The 19636-nt window shown below is 66.4% G+C and carries 20 protein-coding genes; 12 read left to right on the forward strand and 8 right to left on the reverse strand.

Going from position 1 to position 19636, the window contains the following annotated elements; genetic code table 11:
- Nucleotides 1–207 precede the first annotated feature (207 nt).
- The gene (gene aroC / locus ACSC1S_RS06640; protein WP_435363669.1) at nucleotides 208–1353 is read left to right on the forward strand and encodes a chorismate synthase; all 1146 of its coding nucleotides are present in this window, start codon (nucleotides 208–210) and stop codon (nucleotides 1351–1353) included.
- An 18-nt stretch (nucleotides 1354–1371) separates the two neighbouring features.
- Here the strand turns inward: aroC and ACSC1S_RS06645 are convergent, their stop codons facing one another.
- Together ACSC1S_RS06645 and ACSC1S_RS06650 are read right to left on the reverse strand one after the other, a co-directional pair.
- Complete coding sequence (locus ACSC1S_RS06645) at nucleotides 1372–1872, reverse strand: PNPOx family protein (RefSeq protein WP_435363670.1); 501 nt, start codon at nucleotides 1870–1872, stop codon at nucleotides 1372–1374.
- A gap of 77 nt (nucleotides 1873–1949) precedes the next feature.
- Nucleotides 1950–2543, reverse strand: a complete 594-nt coding sequence (locus tag ACSC1S_RS06650; RefSeq protein WP_435363671.1) for a hypothetical protein — start codon at nucleotides 2541–2543, stop codon at nucleotides 1950–1952.
- A 196-nt stretch (nucleotides 2544–2739) separates the two neighbouring features.
- Between ACSC1S_RS06650 and ACSC1S_RS06655 the strand changes: the two genes are divergently transcribed.
- The 5 genes from ACSC1S_RS06655 (at nucleotide 2740) to ACSC1S_RS06675 (ending at nucleotide 7285) form a co-directional block, all read left to right on the forward strand.
- Nucleotides 2740–4650, forward strand: coding sequence for a 2-oxoacid:acceptor oxidoreductase subunit alpha (locus ACSC1S_RS06655; protein ID WP_435363672.1), 1911 nt, complete (start codon nucleotides 2740–2742; stop codon nucleotides 4648–4650).
- A gap of 3 nt (nucleotides 4651–4653) precedes the next feature.
- Nucleotides 4654–5589, forward strand: coding sequence for a thiamine pyrophosphate-dependent enzyme (locus ACSC1S_RS06660; RefSeq protein ID WP_435318092.1), 936 nt, complete (start codon nucleotides 4654–4656; stop codon nucleotides 5587–5589).
- Nucleotides 5590–5673: 84 nt separating this feature from the next.
- A complete protein-coding gene (gene lrpA1, locus ACSC1S_RS06665) occupies nucleotides 5674–6102 on the forward strand; it encodes an HTH-type transcriptional regulator LrpA1 (RefSeq protein WP_435318093.1) in 429 nt (142 codons plus the stop codon).
- Between the two features lie 74 nt (nucleotides 6103–6176).
- A complete protein-coding gene (locus tag ACSC1S_RS06670; protein WP_435363673.1) occupies nucleotides 6177–6659 on the forward strand; it encodes an SRPBCC family protein in 483 nt (160 codons plus the stop codon).
- A gap of 71 nt (nucleotides 6660–6730) precedes the next feature.
- Complete coding sequence (locus ACSC1S_RS06675) at nucleotides 6731–7285, forward strand: NAD(P)/FAD-dependent oxidoreductase (protein WP_435363674.1); 555 nt, start codon at nucleotides 6731–6733, stop codon at nucleotides 7283–7285.
- Nucleotides 7286–7305: 20 nt separating this feature from the next.
- On the opposite strand, the gene ACSC1S_RS06680 is transcribed toward ACSC1S_RS06675, so the two are convergent.
- Nucleotides 7306–8163: a DMT family transporter gene (locus tag ACSC1S_RS06680; protein ID WP_435363675.1), complete on the reverse strand. Its 858-nt coding sequence runs from the start codon at nucleotides 8161–8163 to the stop codon at nucleotides 7306–7308.
- Between the two features lie 97 nt (nucleotides 8164–8260).
- Between ACSC1S_RS06680 and ACSC1S_RS06685 the strand changes: the two genes are divergently transcribed.
- Nucleotides 8261–9208, forward strand: a complete 948-nt coding sequence (locus tag ACSC1S_RS06685) for a DMT family transporter (RefSeq protein ID WP_435318096.1) — start codon at nucleotides 8261–8263, stop codon at nucleotides 9206–9208.
- Here the strand turns inward: ACSC1S_RS06685 and queC are convergent.
- The 5 genes from queC to ACSC1S_RS06710 all read right to left on the reverse strand — a co-directional run bounded on the left by queC (nucleotide 9187) and on the right by ACSC1S_RS06710 (nucleotide 12564).
- Entirely contained in the window at nucleotides 9187–9930 is a 744-nt protein-coding gene (gene queC, locus ACSC1S_RS06690; protein ID WP_435363676.1) for a 7-cyano-7-deazaguanine synthase QueC, read from the reverse strand. The genes ACSC1S_RS06685 and queC overlap by 22 nt on opposite strands.
- Before the next feature lie 11 nt (nucleotides 9931–9941).
- Nucleotides 9942–10799, reverse strand: a complete 858-nt coding sequence (locus tag ACSC1S_RS06695; RefSeq protein ID WP_435363677.1) for an RNA ligase family protein — start codon at nucleotides 10797–10799, stop codon at nucleotides 9942–9944.
- 12 nt (nucleotides 10800–10811) lie between these two features.
- The gene (locus tag ACSC1S_RS06700; protein ID WP_435363678.1) at nucleotides 10812–11594 is read right to left on the reverse strand and encodes a 7-carboxy-7-deazaguanine synthase QueE; all 783 of its coding nucleotides are present in this window, start codon (nucleotides 11592–11594) and stop codon (nucleotides 10812–10814) included.
- Between the two features lies 1 nt (nucleotide 11595).
- The gene (locus ACSC1S_RS06705) at nucleotides 11596–12063 is read right to left on the reverse strand and encodes a 6-pyruvoyl trahydropterin synthase family protein (protein ID WP_435363679.1); all 468 of its coding nucleotides are present in this window, start codon (nucleotides 12061–12063) and stop codon (nucleotides 11596–11598) included.
- A 141-nt stretch (nucleotides 12064–12204) separates the two neighbouring features.
- The gene (locus tag ACSC1S_RS06710; RefSeq protein ID WP_369684408.1) at nucleotides 12205–12564 is read right to left on the reverse strand and encodes a helix-turn-helix domain-containing protein; all 360 of its coding nucleotides are present in this window, start codon (nucleotides 12562–12564) and stop codon (nucleotides 12205–12207) included.
- 149 nt (nucleotides 12565–12713) lie between these two features.
- Here ACSC1S_RS06710 and ACSC1S_RS06715 point away from each other — a divergent pair, with 149 nt between their 5' ends.
- The 5 genes from ACSC1S_RS06715 (at nucleotide 12714) to ACSC1S_RS06735 (ending at nucleotide 19620) form a co-directional block, all read left to right on the forward strand.
- On the forward strand, nucleotides 12714–13571 hold the full coding sequence (locus ACSC1S_RS06715; RefSeq protein WP_435363680.1) for a prenyltransferase: 858 nt from the start codon (nucleotides 12714–12716) through the stop codon (nucleotides 13569–13571).
- 60 nt (nucleotides 13572–13631) lie between these two features.
- Nucleotides 13632–14204, forward strand: coding sequence for a chemotaxis protein CheW (locus ACSC1S_RS06720; RefSeq protein ID WP_435363681.1), 573 nt, complete (start codon nucleotides 13632–13634; stop codon nucleotides 14202–14204).
- A 127-nt stretch (nucleotides 14205–14331) separates the two neighbouring features.
- Nucleotides 14332–14694, forward strand: a complete 363-nt coding sequence (gene cheY, locus ACSC1S_RS06725) for a chemotaxis protein CheY (protein ID WP_089733104.1) — start codon at nucleotides 14332–14334, stop codon at nucleotides 14692–14694.
- Nucleotides 14691–15797 (forward strand): chemotaxis-specific protein-glutamate methyltransferase CheB, encoded by a 1107-nt coding sequence (cheB, locus tag ACSC1S_RS06730; protein ID WP_435363682.1) that lies wholly within the window; start codon nucleotides 14691–14693, stop codon nucleotides 15795–15797. Before cheY ends, cheB begins: the two co-directional genes overlap by 4 nt.
- Complete coding sequence (locus ACSC1S_RS06735) at nucleotides 15790–19620, forward strand: chemotaxis protein CheA (protein WP_435363683.1); 3831 nt, start codon at nucleotides 15790–15792, stop codon at nucleotides 19618–19620. The genes cheB and ACSC1S_RS06735 overlap by 8 nt, the downstream gene beginning before the upstream one ends.
- Nucleotides 19621–19636 lie beyond the last annotated feature (16 nt).

Genomic DNA, 19636 nt, shown 5'->3' on the forward strand with positions numbered 1-19636 from the left:
TGGCGAACAGGCGACACGGTAGCCCCGGATGGAGCAGGTTCCCGGCACGGTGTGTCGCACAACCGCTGCACGTGTCGGGGTGGATCAGGCGCGGATACGACTGCTGGCCGCGGCTTCCGTCTTGAACCCTCGTGCTGACGTAGCGATGAACAGTCGCTTCTTGCACATTGTACAACACCTAAATCCCCGGGAACCGGAAACGGGGGTATGAACGGGAATCGGTTCGGTCGCCTCTTCCAGGTGACCACCTTCGGTGAGAGCCACGGCGAGGCGATGGGCGTGACGGTCTCGGGCTGTCCTGCCGGTCTCGAACTCGACGAGGAGGACATCCAGCGAGAGCTCGACCGGCGCAAACCAGGGCAGTCGATGATCACCACGAGCCGGGGCGAACCCGACGCGGTGTCCATCAAGTCCGGCGTGCAGGACGGCTACACGACGGGGACGCCCATCGGTATGGTCATCGAGAACAAGGACGCACAGTCGGGCAAGTACGAACCCTTCATCACCGCGCCGCGGCCGAGCCACGGCGACTTCACCTACTCGGCGAAGTTCGGCACGCGAAACTGGGGCGGCGGCGGTCGCTCGTCCGCGCGCGAGACCGTGAACTGGGTCGCGGCGGGGGCCATCGCCCAGAAGATCCTGGCAGCTGAGGGCGTCGAGATCAAGGCGCACGTGAACCAGATCGGCGACATCGAAGCTCCCGAGGTGACGTGGGAGGAGATGCTCGAACACACCGAGGAGAACGAGGTCCGGTGTGCGCACCCCGAGACGGCTGAGCAGATGCGCGACCGCATCAACGAGTACCAGCAGGAGGGCGACTCCATCGGTGGGAGCATCTATTTCGAGGTCCGCGGTGCGCCTCGCGGGCTGGGCGCGCCCCGGTTCGACTCGCTCTCGGCGCGCCTCGGCCAGGCGATGATGGCGGTCCCGGCAACGACTGCCTTCGAGTTCGGCCTGGGTCGGGAGGCTCGGCGCTACACGGGGAGCGAACGCAACGACGACTGGGAGTTCGGCGAGGACGGCGACCCGAAACCGGTCGAGAACGACCACGGCGGCATCCAGGGCGGCATCAGCACCGGCGAACCCATCTACGGCGAGGTGACGCTGCACGCGCCGACGTCCATCCCGAAGAAGCAGAAGACGGTCGACTGGGAGACCGGCGAGGAGGTCGAGGCGCAGGTCATCGGCCGCCACGATCCGGTCCTTCCCCCGCGCGGCGTCCCGGTCGTCGAAGCGATGCTGGCGCTGACGCTGGTCGACTTCATGCTGCTCGGTGGGCGCATCAACCCGGACCGTCTCGACGGTCAGGTCGGCGAGTACCGGACCGACTACCACCCGTCGAAGCCCGAGTGACGGGCGGCGACGGGCCGGTCAGTCGCGTTCGAGCAACGTGACGCGGAGCAACACCGTGTCGTGGACCGCCGGAACGAGTTCTTCGACGGTCGGGAGCCGGTGTCCTTCGATTCTGAGCCCGAGCAGTCGGGCGTTGACAGGGGTCTCGACGAGGCGTGCGCGGGCGAACGCGGCGACTGCGTCGTCGTCGGGGACCGCCGTCGCGATGCCGAGGACGGTGTTCCCACGCAGGCGGAGCCGGGCCTCACGCCCGCCTTCGAAGTTCTTCCACCAGACGGATCGGGTGATGATGGCCACGTCGTAGCCGTCGTCGACCTCCCAGTAGGTCACCGGAATCGAGTACTCGCGGCCGGTCTTGCGGCCCGTGAACCGGATGAGACAGAAGCAGTGGCTCAGGAACACGTGGAGTGGCGAGGCCAGCAGCAGCCGAACGAGTGGATTGACGAGTCTGACGAGCGGGCGTGGCGCGGGCTCGACGCGCTCGACTCGTATCGGTGCCGCGGCCGCTGACGTGCCCATGCCAGAGCTAGGCGTCGTGTGGCAATAACGCGGCCCTCAGCCATCACACCGCTGGGTGGTTCTCGGGCAGCAGAGGCTCACTCCTGCGTGCTCGTCGTCATGAACGGGCCACCGAACTCGCGGTCCGTCGTGTCCCCGCCGCCATCGTTGTCCAGGTCGATTGTCAGCAGGGCTGTGTCCTCCAGCGCCCGCAGGTAGTGGGCCCGGATGGCTTCCCCGTCGCCTTCGACGAGGACACCGATCTTCTTCCCGGCGTCCCGGCCGTATGCGCCCACGTAGTCGCGGGCGAATCGTGCGACCGACCGCCGCCGGTCCGATATCGTGGTCGCGACGGTGTGCCACTCGTTGTCGAGGAGGAGCGACAACGTCGCGCCCTCGGCGAGTGGTTTCCACCAGTCTCCCCGGGCGATGATGTACAGTCGGTTCTCGTTGTGCGGGAGGTGATGGACGCCGATCCGGGTCGTTCGCGCCTGCCCAGTCGTGGGGTCCACGACCCGCGCAAGTGTCAGCGCATCGTCGAACCGGTCCCGAAGCGACGTACGCAACAGCAGGTTGGTGAACGGCCCGAGCAGCGCGTACCGGAACCGACGCTCCAGCGGGCGCGTCCTGGTCACTCGAACCGGGAGGCCACCACCCTTGGCCTCGAATGGGTGTCTCGTCTCCGAACTCATGGGTGTGATAACGCGGTTCGGAAGGATTAGTGAACGCTAACCGAGGGGTGAGTACCGCTAGCACACACCGCAAAATTTGCAACAAGTTTCAGCGTTTATCACAATTAATCCGTGCTAATGTATAGCAAAGGCTTTAGTCGCACTCGGTCGAACTTTAGGACACTTAGGTCTCAGCGAGGGGCCGTGATTACCGAGCATGACTGATGATGAACTCATCTGGCGAATCGCAGGGGGTTCCGGTGACGGGATCGACTCGACGAGTCAGAATTTCGCGAAAGCCCTGATGCGTGCCGGGCTGCACATTTTCACACACCGACACTATCCGTCGCGCATTCGCGGCGGCCACACGTACGTGGAAATCCGCGCATCTGGGGATGACGTACAGTCTCGGGGAGACGGGTACAACTGCTTGCTTGCCCTTGGCGACTCGTTCGCCCGTAACCCGAAAGAAGAAGCCGTCTACGGTGACGAGGAGATCAAGCCGCTCTCGGAGAACCTCGACGAACTCCGCGAAGGCGGACTCATCGTCTACGACAGTGGGCTGTTCGACGAGGAGGATATCGAGGAGCTGAACCTCGAAGAACGCGCCGAGGAGAACGGCTGGCACCTCTACCCGTTCGACCTTCGCGGTCTCGCGAAGGAGCACGGCCGCGAGGTCATGCGGAACACCGCCGGTGTCGGTGTCACCGCCGCACTGCTGGGCATGGACCTCCAGCACATCGAGGACCTCATGCAGGACGCGATGTCCGGCGACATCCTCGAGAACAACCTCTCCATCCTCGAGGAGGCGTACGAGATGGCAGAGGAGCAGTTCGACTTCGAGCACGACCTGCGCGTCCCGACCGGCGACCACGACGAGGACCAGGTCCTCGTCTCCGGGTCGAACGCCATCGCCTACGGTGCCATCGACGCTGGCTGTCGCTTCATCGCCGGCTACCCGATGACCCCGTGGACCGACGTGTTCACCATCATGTCCCAGAACCTGCCCGAGATGGGCGGCATCTCCGAGCAGGTCGAGGACGAGATCGCCGCGGCCGCACTGGCCGTCGGTGCCAGCCACGCGGGCGTCAAGGCCATGTCCGGGTCGTCCGGTGGTGGCTTCGCGCTCATGTCCGAGCCGCTCGGTCTCGCCGAGATGACCGAGACGCCGCTCGTCCTCATCGAGTCCATGCGTGCCGGTCCCTCGACCGGGATGCCGACCAAGCCCGAGCAGGGTGACCTCGAACACGTCCTGTACACGAGCCAGGGCGACTCCCAGCGCGTCGTCTTCGCGCCGGGGAACATCGAGGAGGCGTACGAGCAGACCCGGATGGCGTTCCACATCGCCTACGAGTACCAGATTCCGGTGATGCTCATCTACGACCAGAAGCTCTCCGGCGAGAACCAGAACCTCGACGAGAGCTTCTTCGACCGCGAGCCCGACCCGACCCTTGGCTCGACGCTCACCGAAGAAGAGCTCACGGACGCAGCGCACGACGTCGCTGGCAAGTACCACCGCTACGAGACCGACCCCGACGCGACCGAGAACGGCGTCAGCCCCCGCTCCCTGCCGGGACAGAAGGGCGGTCGCTACCTCGCCTCGGGTAACGAGCACTGGCCCTCGGGCCACATCGCCGAGGACCCGACCAACCGCGTCATGCAGATGGACCGCCGCAAGCGCAAGCTCGAGTCCATCCGCGCAGAACTCGACGAGGAGCACGAGACCCAGCAGACCTACTTCGGTCCCGAGGATGCCGACTACGGCATCATCACGTGGGGCTCCTCCCAGGGCAGCGTCGAGGAGGCCATCGACCGCCTCAACGACGACGGCCACTCCGTGAAGGGCCTCAGCGTCTCCGACATGATGCCGTTCCCGGAGACCGAGGTCAGCGAGTTCATCGAGAGCGTCGACGAGGCGATGGTCGTCGAGATGAACGCCACGGCACAGTTCCGCGGGCTCCTGCAGAAGGAACTCGGCCGCTACGGCGAGAAACTCTCCTCGCTGCTGAAGTACAACGGCAACCCGTTCGAGCCCGCCGAGATCGTCGAGGGTTACCAGATCAACCTCGAGGGTGGCTCGGAGGAACCGGCCGCACAGGTTCGAATCGAGCCGGCAGCAGGTGATTAGACAATGAGTGCATTCAACGCAATCGGAGAAGAACGCGACATCGACCGTGACGAGTACACACCGAAGAACGAACCCCAGCCGACGTGGTGTCCGGGGTGCGGTGACTTCGGTGTCCTCAAGGCGCTGAAGCAGGCACTGCCGGAAGTCGGTCTGAACCCGGAGGAGGTCCTGACCGTCACGGGTATCGGCTGTTCCGGGAAGCTGAACAGCTACCTCGACAGCTACGGGTTCCACACCATCCACGGCCGCTCGCTGCCGGTCGCCCGTGCCGCGAAGCTGGCCAACGACGGCCTCGAAGTCATCGCCGCCGGTGGTGACGGTGACGGCTACGGCATCGGTGGGAACCACTTCATGCACACCGCCCGGGAGAACCACGACATGACCTACATCGTGTTCAACAACGAGGTCTTCGGCCTGACGAAGGGCCAGACCTCGCCCACCTCCCCGAAGGGCCACAAGTCGAAGACGACGCCGCACGGCAACACGAAGTCGCCGATCCGGCCGCTCTCGCTGGCCCTGACCTCCGGTGCGACGTACATCGCCCGCACCGCCGCGGTCAACCCGAACCAGGCCAAGGAGATCATCAAGGAGGCCATCGAGCACGACGGCTTCGCGCACGTCGACTTCCTGACCCAGTGCCCGACCTGGAACAAGGACGCACGCCAGTACGTCCCGTACATCGACATCCAGGATTCGGACGACTACGAGCACGACATCAACGACCGCGAGGAGGCTTCGCGCATGATGTTCGAGACCGAGAACAAGCTCTACGAGGGCGAGGTCCTCACCGGTCGCTACTACGTCGACGACGAGGCAGAGTCCTACCAGGCACAGAAGAAGGCCATCGACGAGATGCCCGAAGAGCCGCTCGCCGAGCGCTACTTCGACGACGACTACGAGTGGGAGCGCAGCTACGACCTGCTCGAGCGTCACAAGTAACTCGCAACGGCGACCGGTCACCCAAGACGAGAACCGGTTCACGGATTCAAAAGATATTTTTCCGCGTGGGAAAATCAGTTCAGTATGAGCACGCAGTCGACGGCCGACCGTATCCTCTCCGTTCTCGAAGAGGATGCCCAGGCCTCCTACGCCGAGATCGCGGAGCGGGCGGACGTGTCGAAACCGACGGTGAGAAAGTACATCCGACAGCTCGAAGACGAGGGTGTCATCGTCGGGTATTCGGCAGACGTGGACCCGAAGAAGCTCTCCAGCCAGTCCATCGCCCTCGTGGGAATCGACGTGGACAGTGGGAGCTACGTCGAGTCGACGCGCACCCTGAAGGAGCTGGATTCGGTGGAGTCCCTCTACACGTCCAGCGGTGACCACATGCTGATGGCCGAGGTGCGCGCGGCGGACGGTGACGCCCTCGGTGACATCATCCACGACGAGATCCTCGCCATCGAGGGCGTGACCGCGGCCCACCCCTCGTTCCTGCAGGAGCGCCTGAAGTAACGCCGACTGCGTTCGACCGCGACCTCGCTTCCGCATCCCGCGCCCTTTTGCCTGCGTCGTCCCAAGGTTTTCACATGCCCGTCTACCAGCGCGAGACCGTCGTCCGCGCGCCCTTCGAGACGGTCTGGGACTTCCACTCGCAGGTCTCCGGCCTCGAAGCGCTCACCCCTGGCTGGATGAACCTGCGCATCGAGTCCGTCACCGACGCCGACGGCGAGCCGGACCCCGACGTGCTGGACGTCGGGGCTGAGATATCGATGTCGATGCGCCCGCTGAACGTCGGCCCGCGCCAGCGCTGGACCTCCGTCATCACCGACCGCGAGGAGGACGACGGCGCGGCGTACTTCCGGGACGAGATGCGCGGTGGCCCCTTCCGCAAGTGGGTCCACACGCACAGCTTCTATGCGACCGACGGGGGCACGAAGATCGAGGACCGCGTCGAGTACCGCCTCCCGCTGAACGGGCTCGGTGACGCGGTCGGCCCGCTCGCCTGGGTCGGCTTCGAGCCGATGTTCCGGGCACGTCACAGAGCGACGAAACGACTGCTGGAATCCTGACCGGGGCGCGAATCCGGCAAGGCAGAGGCGTAGGCACGACCCTTTTCCAGTGTCGAGCGCTATCACCAGACATGGCACACGTAATCGTCGTCGGCGGCGGACCGGCAGGACTGTCCGCGGCCCTGTTCACCGCGAAGAACGGCCTCGAAACCACCGTCTTCGACACCGATGGCACGTGGATGCACAAGGCCCACCTGTTCAACTATCTGGGAATCGAGTCCGAGGACGGGTCGGCGTTCATGGAGGACTCGCGCGAGCAGGTCGACGACTTCGGCGTCGACCGCCACCAGGGCGAGGAGGTCACCGGCGTCGAGGCGACGGACACCGGCTTCACCGTCACCACCGAGGACGACGAGTACGAGGCGGACTACGTCGTGCTCGCGACCGGCGCGAACCGCGACCTCGCCGAGGGCCTCGGCTGTGCCTTCGAGGGTGACGTGGTCGACGTCGGCGTCTCCATGGAGACCAGCGTCGAGAACGCCTACGCGACCGGTGCGATGGTCCGCGACCAGGAGTGGCAGGCCATCATCTCCGCGGGTGACGGCGCTGCGGCCGCCCTGAACATCCTCTCGAAGGAGGAGGGCGAGCACTTCCACGACTTCGACACGCCGGCCGACGCGGAGTAGCGCGACGACCCACGGTTTTTCTACGACTGCGCCAGGACGACGCCCGCGAGCACCAGCACGCCACCGACCACAGTCGTGGCCGTCACCGGCTCGGAGAGGTACATCGCACCGAGCACGACCGTCACGGCTGGTTCCACGGTACTCAAGACGCTGGCCCGACTCGCGCCGACGCGCTGGATGCCCGCGAAGAAGGCGAAGATAGGGACGATGGTGGCGACGAGCGCGATACCGACGACGACGGACCACTGGCTCGGACTCGACGGGACCGATAGCGTTCCGGTCAGGCTCCCGACCGCGATGAACGCTCCCGCGGCGGCCGGGAGGACGTGGGCGGTGAGCGTCCGCGGGCGGACCGAGTCGAGGGCCACCCCGCTGGCCGTGATGTAGCCCGCGTAGACGACCGCGGCGGCGAGCACGATGCTCACACCGAGTGGGTCAGCCCCGGCCGGGTCGACGCCGAGGACGAGTGCCACACCGGCGAGGCAGAGGAAAAGCGCCGCAACGAGGCGAGGGGTGATGGTCTCGCGGCCACTCAGGAGTGCGAGACAGACCACGAACGCGGGGTAGGTGTAGAGCACGATGCCCGCCAGCCCCGCGGTCAGGTAGCCCAGCCCGACGAAGTAGAGGCCGCTCATCAGGGCGTAGCCCAGGGTCCCGAGCCCGAGCGCGACCGCGAGGCCGCGCCCCGTGAGGAGTCGGGCGTTCCCGCGCAGTCCGAGCACCGTCCAGACGAGCAGGCTGGCGATGACGAACCGGGACGCGAGCAGCGTCGGGACCGTCAGGCCGGCCGCGTCGGCGAGCTTGCCGAAGATGCCGAGCGTGCCGAAGCCGACGGCTGAGACGATGACGAGCAGCGCCCCGGTCGTTTCCTCGTCCACGTCGGGTCGAACTCGGCCGGTGGGGTAAACCCTCGCGATTCTCGCCGGGAGTGCCGATTCCGCAAGCAGTAAAGCCCCATCTCACATCGATGGCCCTGTGTTCGCCGGACTCGCCGCCAGGACCGACGACGTGCCGCCGTGGGTGGCCCTCGTCGTGGCCGTGCTCGCCGTCAGTACGAGTGCCCCGCTCGTCCGCCTCTCAGAGGCCCCGAGCACCGTCAAGGCGCTCTACCGCGTCGCGTTCATGACGGCCATCGTCGCCCCGCTGGCCCTGCGCCGGGGCTCTGGCGACTTCCAGCGCATCGGTCGGAAGGACCTCGGTGTGGCGATGGTCGCGGGTGTCGCGCTCGCGGGCCACTTCGCGCTCTGGTTCGTGAGCCTCGATCTGACAACCATCGCCGCCAGCGCGACGCTCGTCCAGACACAGCCCCTGTTCGTCGCGCTGGGCGGCTGGGCACTGCTCGACGAGCGCGTGACGACGAAGACGGTCGTCGGCATCCTCGTCGCGGTGCTCGGGGCGTCGCTGATGGGCCTCGACGCAGCGTCGAGTACGACCGCCAGCGCGCCCTTGCTCGGCAACGTGCTGGCGGTGCTGGCGGCCGCGATGGCCTCCGGCTACGTGCTCGCAGGCCGGTCGCTCCGCCAGCGGATTCGCGTCTTTCCCTACGTCACCGTCGTCTACGCGGCCTGTACCGTCGTCCTTCTCGGAGTGGTGCTGGTGCAGGGACATCCCCTGCTTGGGTACGAACTCAGGGAGTGGGTCCTGTTCGCCGCGATGGCGGTCGGGCCGGGCATCTTCGGGCACACCGTCGTGAACTGGGTGCTCGAACGTGTCGAGTCGTGGGTCGTGAGCGTCTCCCTGCTCGGTGAACCGGTCGGGAGCGCACTGCTCGCGCTGGCATTGTTCGCGGAGGTTCCGGGACTGCTCACACTCGCTGGCGGGGCCGTCGTGCTCGCCGGTATCGGGGTGACGGTGTGGTCGCGGGAAGCCGAAGCGGCGGAAGACGGGAAAACAGAGAGCGCTCAGTCGTCCGACTCGGCGTAGTTCGGGCGTTCTGCGTACTCGATAGGGTCGCGCTCCCCGACGTTCTGGAAGGCTTCCAGTCTGAAGGCACACGAGTCACAGGTGCCACACGCGGGCTCGTTCGCCCGGTAGCAGCTCCAGGTGTGCTCGTAGGGCACGTCGAGTTCGACGCCACGGGCCGCGATGTCGGTCTTCGACCACTCCACGAACGGGGCCTCGATGCTGATGGTGGTCTCGGGTTTCGTCCCCACGTCCACGACGTTCTCGAACGCCTCGAAGAACGCGGGCCGGCAGTCCGGGTAGCCCGCGAAGTCCTCGGAGTGTGCGCCGATGAACACGGCCTCACAGTCGTTGGCTTCGGCGTACGAGACGGCCATCGAGAGCAGGTTCGCGTTGCGGAACGGGACGTACGAGGACGGAATCTCGTCGCTGTCGGGGTCGGCGTCCGCGACCTCGATGTCGTCGTCGGTCAGCGAGGACGCGCCGATCTTCGCGAGGTGGCTCGTCTCGATGTGGAGGAAGTCGGCGGCGTCGACCTCGTCGGCGAGCTGGCGGGCGCACTCGTACTCGCGGGCCTCGGTGTTCTGGCCGTAGGAGGTGTGGAGCAGGTAGAGCTCGTAGCCCCGCGACTTCGCCTCGTAGGCCGCAGTCGCGGAGTCCATCCCGCCGGAGGCGAGGACGACGGCGCGCTTCTCGGTGTGGTCGGTGGACGATTCGTCGGTCGGAGTCGTGTCGGATGCCATGGTGGTATCTGTCAGGGGTTCTCGGTGTCGATGCGGTTCAGCAGTGTCTGGACGCGGCCGGCGACCGCGGAGCGCACCCCGGCCGTGTCGACCGTGCTCTCGTGGTGCGTGATGCGGCCGTACTCGGACCGGAGGACCCGGTCGAGTACGTGCTGGTGGACGGTCTCGGGCTTCGGTGGGCTGCCACCGCCGCGCTCCGTCAGGTCGCGGACGACCCGGCGGACCGTCCCCTCGGAGACGACGCGCTCGGCGAACTCCTCGGGTGTCGCGTCGACCGGCCGTGGCCCGGACTCGGTGTCGAACCGGTCCGAGTCGATGACCGCCCGGAGCCCGCGTTTGTTCTTCACGACGACGCCCGCGGCAGGACCGTCGTACCAGTTCGAGTCCGGGACCTCGTAGCTGTCCAGCTGGAAGTGCTTCGCGGGGACCTCGCGGTCGAAGGTGTTCACGGCGGTGAGCCCGATGCCCTCGACGACCTTCTCGGCGATGTCGGGCGGGAGGAACGCGTCGCGGTCGGTCCGCCAGACGTCGAACCCGACGAAGCTGGGAACGCGGTCCCAGTCGTAGTCGATGGTCCGGCGGTGCATCGCGGCACCGAAGACGACGAGGTCGCCGGCGCTGTCGACGGCCTCGCGCAGGGCCTCACGGTCGACGGTCTCGCGGACGTGTCGAACCGCGTGGCGGTACTGCTCGGGAATCCCGTCGTCCGTCCAGACCTGGGTTCGGTCGCCGAAGGCGAGGACCCCGGTGTCCTGCAGCGTGAACCGGAGGTGCGCCCCGTCGAGCTTCTCCGTGAGCCAGAGGTGGCCCTCGCTGAACAGGGCGTCGGGGGCGTCCGCGGCGGCGGGGATGGGCGGGTACTGGTGCATCTGGACTGGTGGTCAGGTCTCGGGTGCGTCGTTCCAGAGGTCCACGTGCAAGCGTGGTGTGTACCGGTAGCCGTACTCCATCGCGAGTTCGGCGACGGGCTTCCGGGTCTCGGCGAGTCGGTCCCGGGTCGCGCCCTCCGGCATGAGCAGTATCTCGTCGTCGCTGATGGGGGCCTCGACGGCCGCCCGGACCGACTCGACGAGCGACTCTATCTCGGGCATGTCGTCGGGCCCGGTGACGACGAACTTGAGCTGGCGGTCGTACGCGTCGACCAGTCGGGCGAGCGTCTCCACGTCGATGCGCTCGCGCTCGTGGCGCTCGGCCCAGTCGTCGCTCTCGACCGGTTCGCCGTCGTCGCGCAACGTCTCGGGCGTCGGCGTGCTGTTCGCGAGTTTCGGCGAGATCGACGCGAGGTCGATGGGTGCGTCGCGGTAGATGGTCCCGTTCGTCTCGACGGTGGTGTGGTAGCCCCGCTCGTCGAGTTCGTACAGGAGGTCGACGACGCCCTCGTGGATGAGCGGTTCGCCGCCGGTGACGACGACGTGGTCGGCCTCTGCGTGGGACTCGACCTCGGCCACGATGGCCTCGATGTCCATCCAGGCGTGGGTCGGCTCCCACGAGGTGTGGTATGAGTCACAGAACCAGCACCGGAGGTTGCAGCCGCTGGTGCGGATGAACACGCTTGGGACGCCCGCGAGGACACCCTCCCCCTGCACCGAGTAGAACAACTCGTTGATGGGGAGGTCACCCTCGGTTCCTGCTTCCTCGTGCGGTGCCTCGCTCGTGACGGGCATCTCAGAACTCGCTCCCGCCGCAGAGTTCGGCCGTCTCGGCCACCTGGACGGAGACGTCGGTGACGTTGTCGGGGAGGCGTTCCCTGAACTTCTCCTCGAGGAGCAGGGACATCACCTCGGCCGTCGGCGGGTGGTCGAGGACGACCAGCCCGTCCGCGTCCCCGGCGGCCGCGAAGGCGTCGACGAGCGGGTCGCCGTCCTCGACGAGGAACCGGTGGTCCCACTCGTCGATTATCGAGGTAATATCGCCCTTGTCCACCACCCACCCCTCCTCGCTGAGGGTCCCGGTGATGCTGACGGCGATCTCGTAGTTGTGGCCGTGCGGGCGCGAGCACTTGCCGTCGTGGTGGAGGATGCGATGTCCCGCGCTGATCCGGATGGGCCGGTCGCGGCCGACGTGGAGCGTCCGCTCGTGTCCTGTGAGGTCACGGACGCCCGACTCGGTCTCTTCGAGTGCGCCTGGAGTCATACCTGGATATTATCCGAGTCCTACTTGAATCTGCTGAAGCGTCGACTCGTCTGGGTGGGAGCTGGCGCTATCGACCCGGTCGGCGGTGGCAGGCAGCCCATCGCCAGTGGTGGTGGCGTGGCCTGAGAGAACGAATCGTGGTCAGTCGTCCATCTTGTCCTGAAGGCGGTTCTTGGCTTCGGACCGCTCCTTGCGGGAGAACGACGGGCCAGGGTCGGAGAAGTCGACGGCGATCTCGTCGAGCGTGCGTCGGTAGACGTTGGTTCGGCGGCCTTCGTCGGAGAGCTGGCGGCCCTCACACTGGAGGAGGCCGGTCTCGACGAGTTCCTCGATCCGTCGGTAGCAGGTCGCGATCGGGATGCCGACCTCGTCGCTGAGTTCCTGCGCCGACGTCGGCGTCTGTGCTGCACACAGTATCTCCGCGCTGTACTTGTTGCCGAGCGTCGAGAGGACGTCCATCGCGGGGTCGTCACCCTCGCCCTGCCAGCTTGTCGAAGCCATCCGATGACCCATTCTCGATTATGAGAATTGAATCTTTTGGCGGGCTGATGAAATTAGTTTAGTGACACGTAGGGGTGTTTAGGTGGGTGGAACCACTAGCTACGGCCATGACTCCGGCCGGGACACGCCAGTTGTCTGCACTCTGGGGGATGTCCCGACCCTCCCAGCTGGCACTCATCGTCCTGGTGTATGCCCTCGGTGTCGCGATGGCGGCGGCCCGGGGGTGGACTGTCGACGCGCTGCCCGTCCTCATCGGCTGTGGTGCCCTGCTGCCGACTGCGGCCAGCATCCACTACGTCAACGAGTACGCCGACCACGAGACCGATGCACTGACCGAACGGACACGGTTCTCCGGCGGGAGTGGTGCCCTGGCGCGCACCGGCCTGCCGCCGCGACTCGCACTCCGCGCCGCGGTCGCGAGTCTCACCGTCGGAACGGCTGTGACCGTCGCCGGGTTCGCGACGGGGCTGTTGCCTCCGGTTCCACTCGTGCTCCTCGTGGCCATCGCGGTCCTCGGGTGGGCCTACTCGGTCGGCCCCGCGCTCGCCTGGAACGGCCTCGGCGAGGTGACGAACGCGGTCCTCGGTGGCCTCGTCTTGCCGCTCTACGGGTTCGCGGTCGTCGGGGCTGACGTGGATGCGAGGGCGGTCCTCGCGGTGCTCCCGTTCGCCATCTACGTGTTCACGAACCTGTTGGCGACCCAGTGGCCAGACAGGGACGCGGACGCCACCGTCGGGAAGCGAACGCTACCGACGCGCTGGTCGCACCACCGACTCCGGCGGGCGTACCTCGCGAGCGCGACGCTCTCGCTGGGGTCGCTGGCGGTGCTCCCGTTCCTCGGCCTCCTGCCGCCGACGGTCGGCTGGTCGAGTCTCGTCGTCGTTCCCGTCGCCGCCCTCGGGGCCCAGCGGTTCACCGTCGTCAGGTCGCCGTTTCCGACCGTGGCGGTGATGGTCGCCATGGCTGCCATCCAGTTGCTCGCGTGGCTGCGACTGGCGTTCTGGTGACCCTGCGCCCCCTGTTCGGGGGTCAACGTTTTTACTGACCGGGGCAGATACCCCAACAGGATGTCAACGGACCTGCCAGACGAGTTGCTGGATATCGACGTCGAGAACCCGGAGGACGAGCCCGAACGCGAGATCCAGAGCGACCGCTCGCCCGAGAACGAACCGGACGAGGTCGAACGGTTCGTCGTGTTTCGAATCGGGGAGCAGCGCCTCGCGGTGAGCGTGGACGCCGTAAAGAGTATCGTGAAGGTGAAAGAGTGGACGCGGGTCCCGCGGACCTCGCCCGCCATCGACGGCATCATGGACCTCCGCGGGGAGATCACCGCGGTCATCGAACCCCGTGTCCACTTCAACGTCGAGCAGGAACCGTCGGGACTGAACCGCCAGCGTATCATCGTGTTCGACCGTGCCTCCGACAAACAGGGCGTCGGTATTCGGGTCGACGACGTCATGGGGGTCGAACTGGTTCCGCTCCGCTCCATCGTCCCCAGCGAGCACGCCGAGGACGAGGCCGGCGAGCACCCGCTCGTGACGGCCGTTATCTACCGCGAAGAGGAAGGTCAAATCGTCGACACGATGGGGTTGCTGGACATCAAAGGACTCATACAGGCTTCCGGGCAAGGAGCCCAGTGAATCGTACGGGCCTATTCCGCCGGGAACCGAGTCGTCACCGGTCCGTTCTACTGATTATCGCCGCTGATAACGGGGCAACAGCATTTATGTCTACGCTTCGTCTACCGTGGCTTGGTGTATTAACTGAATGTCGACAGGGGTGCTCATCGTGGACGACTCTCATTTTATGCGGAACCTCCTCAGGCAGATTCTGGAGGACGAGTACGATATCGTAGGAGAGGCGTCCAACGGGGCCGAAGCGGTCAAACTGTACAAAGAAGAGAATCCGGACATCGTGATGATGGACATCGTGATGCCGAAATGTAACGGTATCAAGGCGACAGCCGCCATCAAGAAGCTGGACCCGAGTTCACGTGTCATCATGTGCACATCGGTCGGCCAGCGCGAGAAGATGAAGCTCGCGGTCAAAGCCGGTGCCGATGGCTACGTGACCAAACCATTCGAAGAACCCAGCGTTCGCAAAGCGCTGAAAGACGTCGTCCCTGCATGACGAGCGTGCTGGTTGTCGACGATTCGCAGTTCATGCGAACGGTCATCGGCAACATCCTCGCGGACAACGGGTACGAGGTCTACAGCGCCAGCAACGGCAAGAAAGCAGTAGCAGCGGTCGCCGAACACGACCCCGACATCGTCACGATGGACGTCCAGATGCCCGGCATGAACGGCATCGACGCCGTCACCGAGATCATGGCGACGAACCCCACCCCTATCCTCATGCTCAGCGCACATACGAGCAAGGGTGCAGACGAGACGTTCGAGGCACTCGATAAGGGCGCGGTCGACTTCCTCGCCAAACCGAGCGGTGAGGTGTCGCCGAACATCGCGAGCCTCGCGGACCGGCTCGTCGAGAAGGTCCGTGCGGTCGAGGGTGTCGACGCGACCTCGATGACCGAGCCCCGCGCCACAGCCACCGCGACGGCCGGATCTACGGACGAGGGCGCGTGGCCCACCCACGACACGGGTGGGGAGAGCGGGACGACGGCCAGCGGGCCGTACGTCAAGCATCCGACCATCGTCATCGGCGCATCGACGGGCGGTCCGAAGATCGTCGAACAGATCGTCACGAGCCTCCCGGTCGCACTCGGCGCGAAGGTGCTGGTCGTCCAGCACATGCCCGCGTCGTTCACCGACCGCCTCGCTGCCCGCCTCGACAGCCTGTCGAACTACGACGTCTACGAAGCGACCGACGGGCTTCGCCTGCGCGACGGCGACATCGCAATCGCACGCGGGGACTACCACATGGAGGTGGTCTCGAACGTGGCCGGGAACGTTCGCATCCGGCTCACCCAGGACGAGCGCCGCCACGGGGTTCGCCCCGCCATCGACGTGACCATGGAGACGGCCGCCGAGCGCGTCTCGGACCCACTCTGTGGCGTCACGCTCACCGGGATGGGCAAGGACGGCGCGGCCGGCATCGCGGCCATCAAGGAAGCTGGCGGCGCGACCATCGCCCAGGACGAAGCATCGAGCCCGGTCTTCGGTATCCCGAAGAAGGCTATCGAGACCGGGTGTGTCGACCAGGTGCTCCCGGCGACGGATATCCCCGAGGGCATCTGTTCCGTATTCAGCCAGGAGGCACAGACCCATGGATGAGTACCTCAGGGACTTCGTTCAGGAGTCCGAAGAGAACATCACGGAACTGAACAACGCGCTCCTCGAGCTCGAGCGCTCCCCCGACGACGACGAGGCGATGGGCCGCATCTTCCGGATGGCTCACACCCTCAAAGGAAACGCGGGTGCCATGGGGTTCGAGGATGCATCGAACCTCGCACACGCGACAGAGGACCTCCTCGAAGCGGTCCGGTCCGGACACGTCGAGGTCACGCCGGAGCTCATGGACGTGATATTCGCCGGCGTCGACGAACTCGAGACGATGCTGGACGACATCCGTGCCTACGGTGAGATACGGACGGATGCGTCCGAGACCATCGACACCCTTCGAGCGGTCAAAGAGGCCGAGACGGGTATCCCGACGATCACGGACCCGGGCGATGCGGCCCTCGACGAGGCAGTCGAGGCGGCGAGAGACCTCACGGACGAGAACCACGACGTCTACCACGTCAGACTCGCCATCGAGGAGAACGACGAGCGACAGAACGGCCGACTGGTCGTGAAGGCGCTCGCAGACGCGTTCGACCTCCTCGGTACCGTCCCCGAGGAGGAAACACTCGCCGCGGGCGAGTACGATGGGACGGTCGACGCGGTGTTCGGCAGCGCCGTCGGCGAGGCGGCCATCTCTGCCGCACTCGAACCCGTCGATGCGGTCGCGGACGACCGCATCACGGAGGTGACCGAGCGCTACGAGGCGTCACGCGTCGAGGAAGGCGTCATCGAGGACGAGTTCGACGACCTCTTCGAGGAGGACCCGGGCTCGGACATCGACTCCTCGGCCGCACAGGACATGTCGGTCGACGACCTCCTGTCCGAGTTCGACGAGTACGACGACCTCGACGCGATGGTCGAGGAGATGGACGACGTCTCCGGGTTCGACGACCTGGGCGACGCCGGCTCCTTCGACGACATCGACTTCGGCGACGACCTCGCCGATGACGGTGACAGCGTCGCGGAACCCGCTGGCGAAGCGGGCCGCGACGTCGAGGAACCCAGCGCGCCCGAGACCGCCACCGAATCCGACCCAGCGCCAGCCGAAGACCCCGACGAGGAGGTCGACGATGCGGCTGCGACCTTCGCGGAACTCAAACAGGAGGTCGACCCGGTCGGCTTCGACGAACTGCAGGACGAACTCGCCGAACTGGAGTTCGACGAGTACTCCGACGAGGAGGAGGTCGGCTTCGACGAACTCCTCGGAGACGACTTCGAGGAGCGAGACGACGACTTCTTCTCGCAGGGCGAATCCGCGGTCAGCAGTGGCCAGGACGAGGTCAGCATGGCGGACCTCGTCGGCGACGACGAGGTCTCCGGGTTCGAGGACGCCGACGACTCGGCCGACACGGCCGAGTCGGAGGACCTCGACCTGGACTTCGGCGACGACCTCGATACCGACACGGACGAGTCTGAGGACACTGAACCGGCGGTGGCCGATACGTTCGCTGACGTCGCCTCGGAACCCGAGGACGACCTCGCGGACGCGTTCTCCGACACCGAAGCCGACGTGGCCGACGTGTCCGAGACGGTGGCCGACGAGCCGGACGCGGAGGCGACCGAGTCCGAACCGGACGTCGAGCCTGCACTCGATACGGACGTCGAGGATTCGGTATCGGCAGACGCCGACACTGCGGACTCGGACGCCGACCCCGACGCAGGAGAGACCGACATCGACGCGACGCCGGTCGAGCCGGACGTGGAGTCCGAGGAGACCGACAACGCGATCGAGGCGGCGGACGCTGCAGTGGACGCGGACGCCGTCGAGGTCGAGGAGGTCGACGTCGAGGAGGTCGAGGTCGAGACATCGGCCGACACCGACGAAGTCGACGCCGACGACACCGGGGACTCGGACGACTTCGATGGGTTCGACGACGCCGAAGAGACGGTCGAACCGGCCCAGGCCGCGGAGGCCGCCGAGGTCGACGACGGTTCCGAGGCTGCTGAGGCCGAGGACGTCTCCGAGCCCACCGATGCCGACGACGAGCTGGACGGCTTCGACGGGGTCGAGGACTTCGACACCGGCTCTGTCGACGTCGGCGGCTTCGAGGACGACGGACTGGACGACTTCAACCTCGACGCCGCGGACCCGTCGGAACCGTCCGCAGCCACCGCCGATGCGACCGCCGACGCGACCGCCGACGCGACCGCCACCGACGACGCCGAGGGCCTCGATTCCATCGACGCGGTCGGGGACGACCCCTCGGTCGACGGTGACACGACGGTCGACGACTCGGCCGATTCCGACGTGGAACCCGACGAATCGGACACCGCGCAACCGACCGACGACGAGGAGCTTACGCCCCTCGAGCGCGCCCGTGCCCGCTCGGACCTCGACCTCGACGACGTCGAGGTCGGCGAGTTCGAACTCGACGAAGAGGAGGCACAGGCGGCCACCGAGACGACGGTCGAGACCGGTGATTTCGACGCGATTGGAAGCAGTGATTTCGACTCGGGGACCGACAGCGTCACCGACTCCGGTAGCTTCGGTGGGCTGGACGACTCGGGTCTCGACTACGGTGACTTCGACGAACCACCCGCCGACTCGACGGCAGACGAAGCCGGTGGGGACGAGCCCGACGACACCGCGACGAGCGGCCCGGTCGTCGACGGCTCGGCGTACGAGGTCGACATCCAGACCCTCGGCGACGAGGACGACGATTCAGACACGGAAGGCGAGATACAGTCCATCCGCGTCGACGTCGACCAGGTCGACCGCCTGCTGAACCTCGTCGAGGGGCTGGTCACCAGCCGCGTTCGCCTGCGCCGCACCGTCGAGGAGGGGGCCGACCCCGCCGAACTCGACGACGAACTGGACGAGCTGGAGGACCTCACCGGTGAACTTCAGGACACCGTGATGGACGTCCGGCTCGTGCCGGTGAAGATGGTCGTGAACACGCTCCCGCGCGTGGTCCGCGACATCTCCCGCGAACAGGACAAGCAGGTCGCGTTCGAGATGGAGGGTGAGTCGGTCGAGGTCGACCGCTCCATCCTCGACCAGATCTCGGACCCGCTGGTCCACATCGTTCGCAACGCGGTCGACCACGGTATCGAATCGCCCGACGAACGCGAGGAACTCGACAAGCCCTCCGAAGGGCAGGTCACCTTGCGAGTCGAACGCGCCCGCGATCAGGTCGTCATCGAAGTCGAAGACGACGGACGCGGGCTCGACCCCGACCGCCTCCGCGAGGAGGCCGTCGAGGAGGGTATCCTCACCGAGGAGGAAGCAGCGACGCTTCCGGACTCGGAGGCGTACGAGCTCATCTTCCACCCCGGGCTGTCGACGGCACCGGAGGTCACCGACGTCTCCGGCCGCGGTGTGGGGATGGACGTCGTCAAGAGCACCGTCAACGACCTCGACGGCACGGTGTCCGTCGAGTCGGAGCGGGGCGAAGGCACCACCATCCGGATGCTGCTCCCCGTCACCGTCGCTATCGCGGACGTCCTGTTCGTGGAGTCCGGTGACGAGGAGTTCGGCGTGCCGGTCAAGGTCGTGCGTGACATCGGCCCTGCGGTCGACGTGCGTGAGGAGGACGGACAGGAGGTCATCGTCGATGGCGACGAGACGCTCCCGCTTGTCCGCCTGAACGAAGCCCTCGGGACGCCCGGGACCCCCCGTAACGGCACGGGGATGTACCTGCGCATCCGGAGCGGCGTCAGACCGCTCGCGATCCACTGCGACGAGGTTCGTGGGCAACAGGAGGTCGTCGTCAAGCCCTTCGAGGGCGTCCTCGGCGGCATCCCCGGCCTGAGCGGGGCGACGGTGCTCGGCGAAGGTGAAGTCGTGAACATCCTGGATGTGAAGACACTATGAACGGACGAAACCACAG

Source organism: Haloarchaeobius pelagicus (genome assembly GCF_051207375.1).
In the GTDB taxonomy this organism is placed as follows: Archaea; Halobacteriota; Halobacteria; order Halobacteriales; family Natrialbaceae; genus Haloarchaeobius.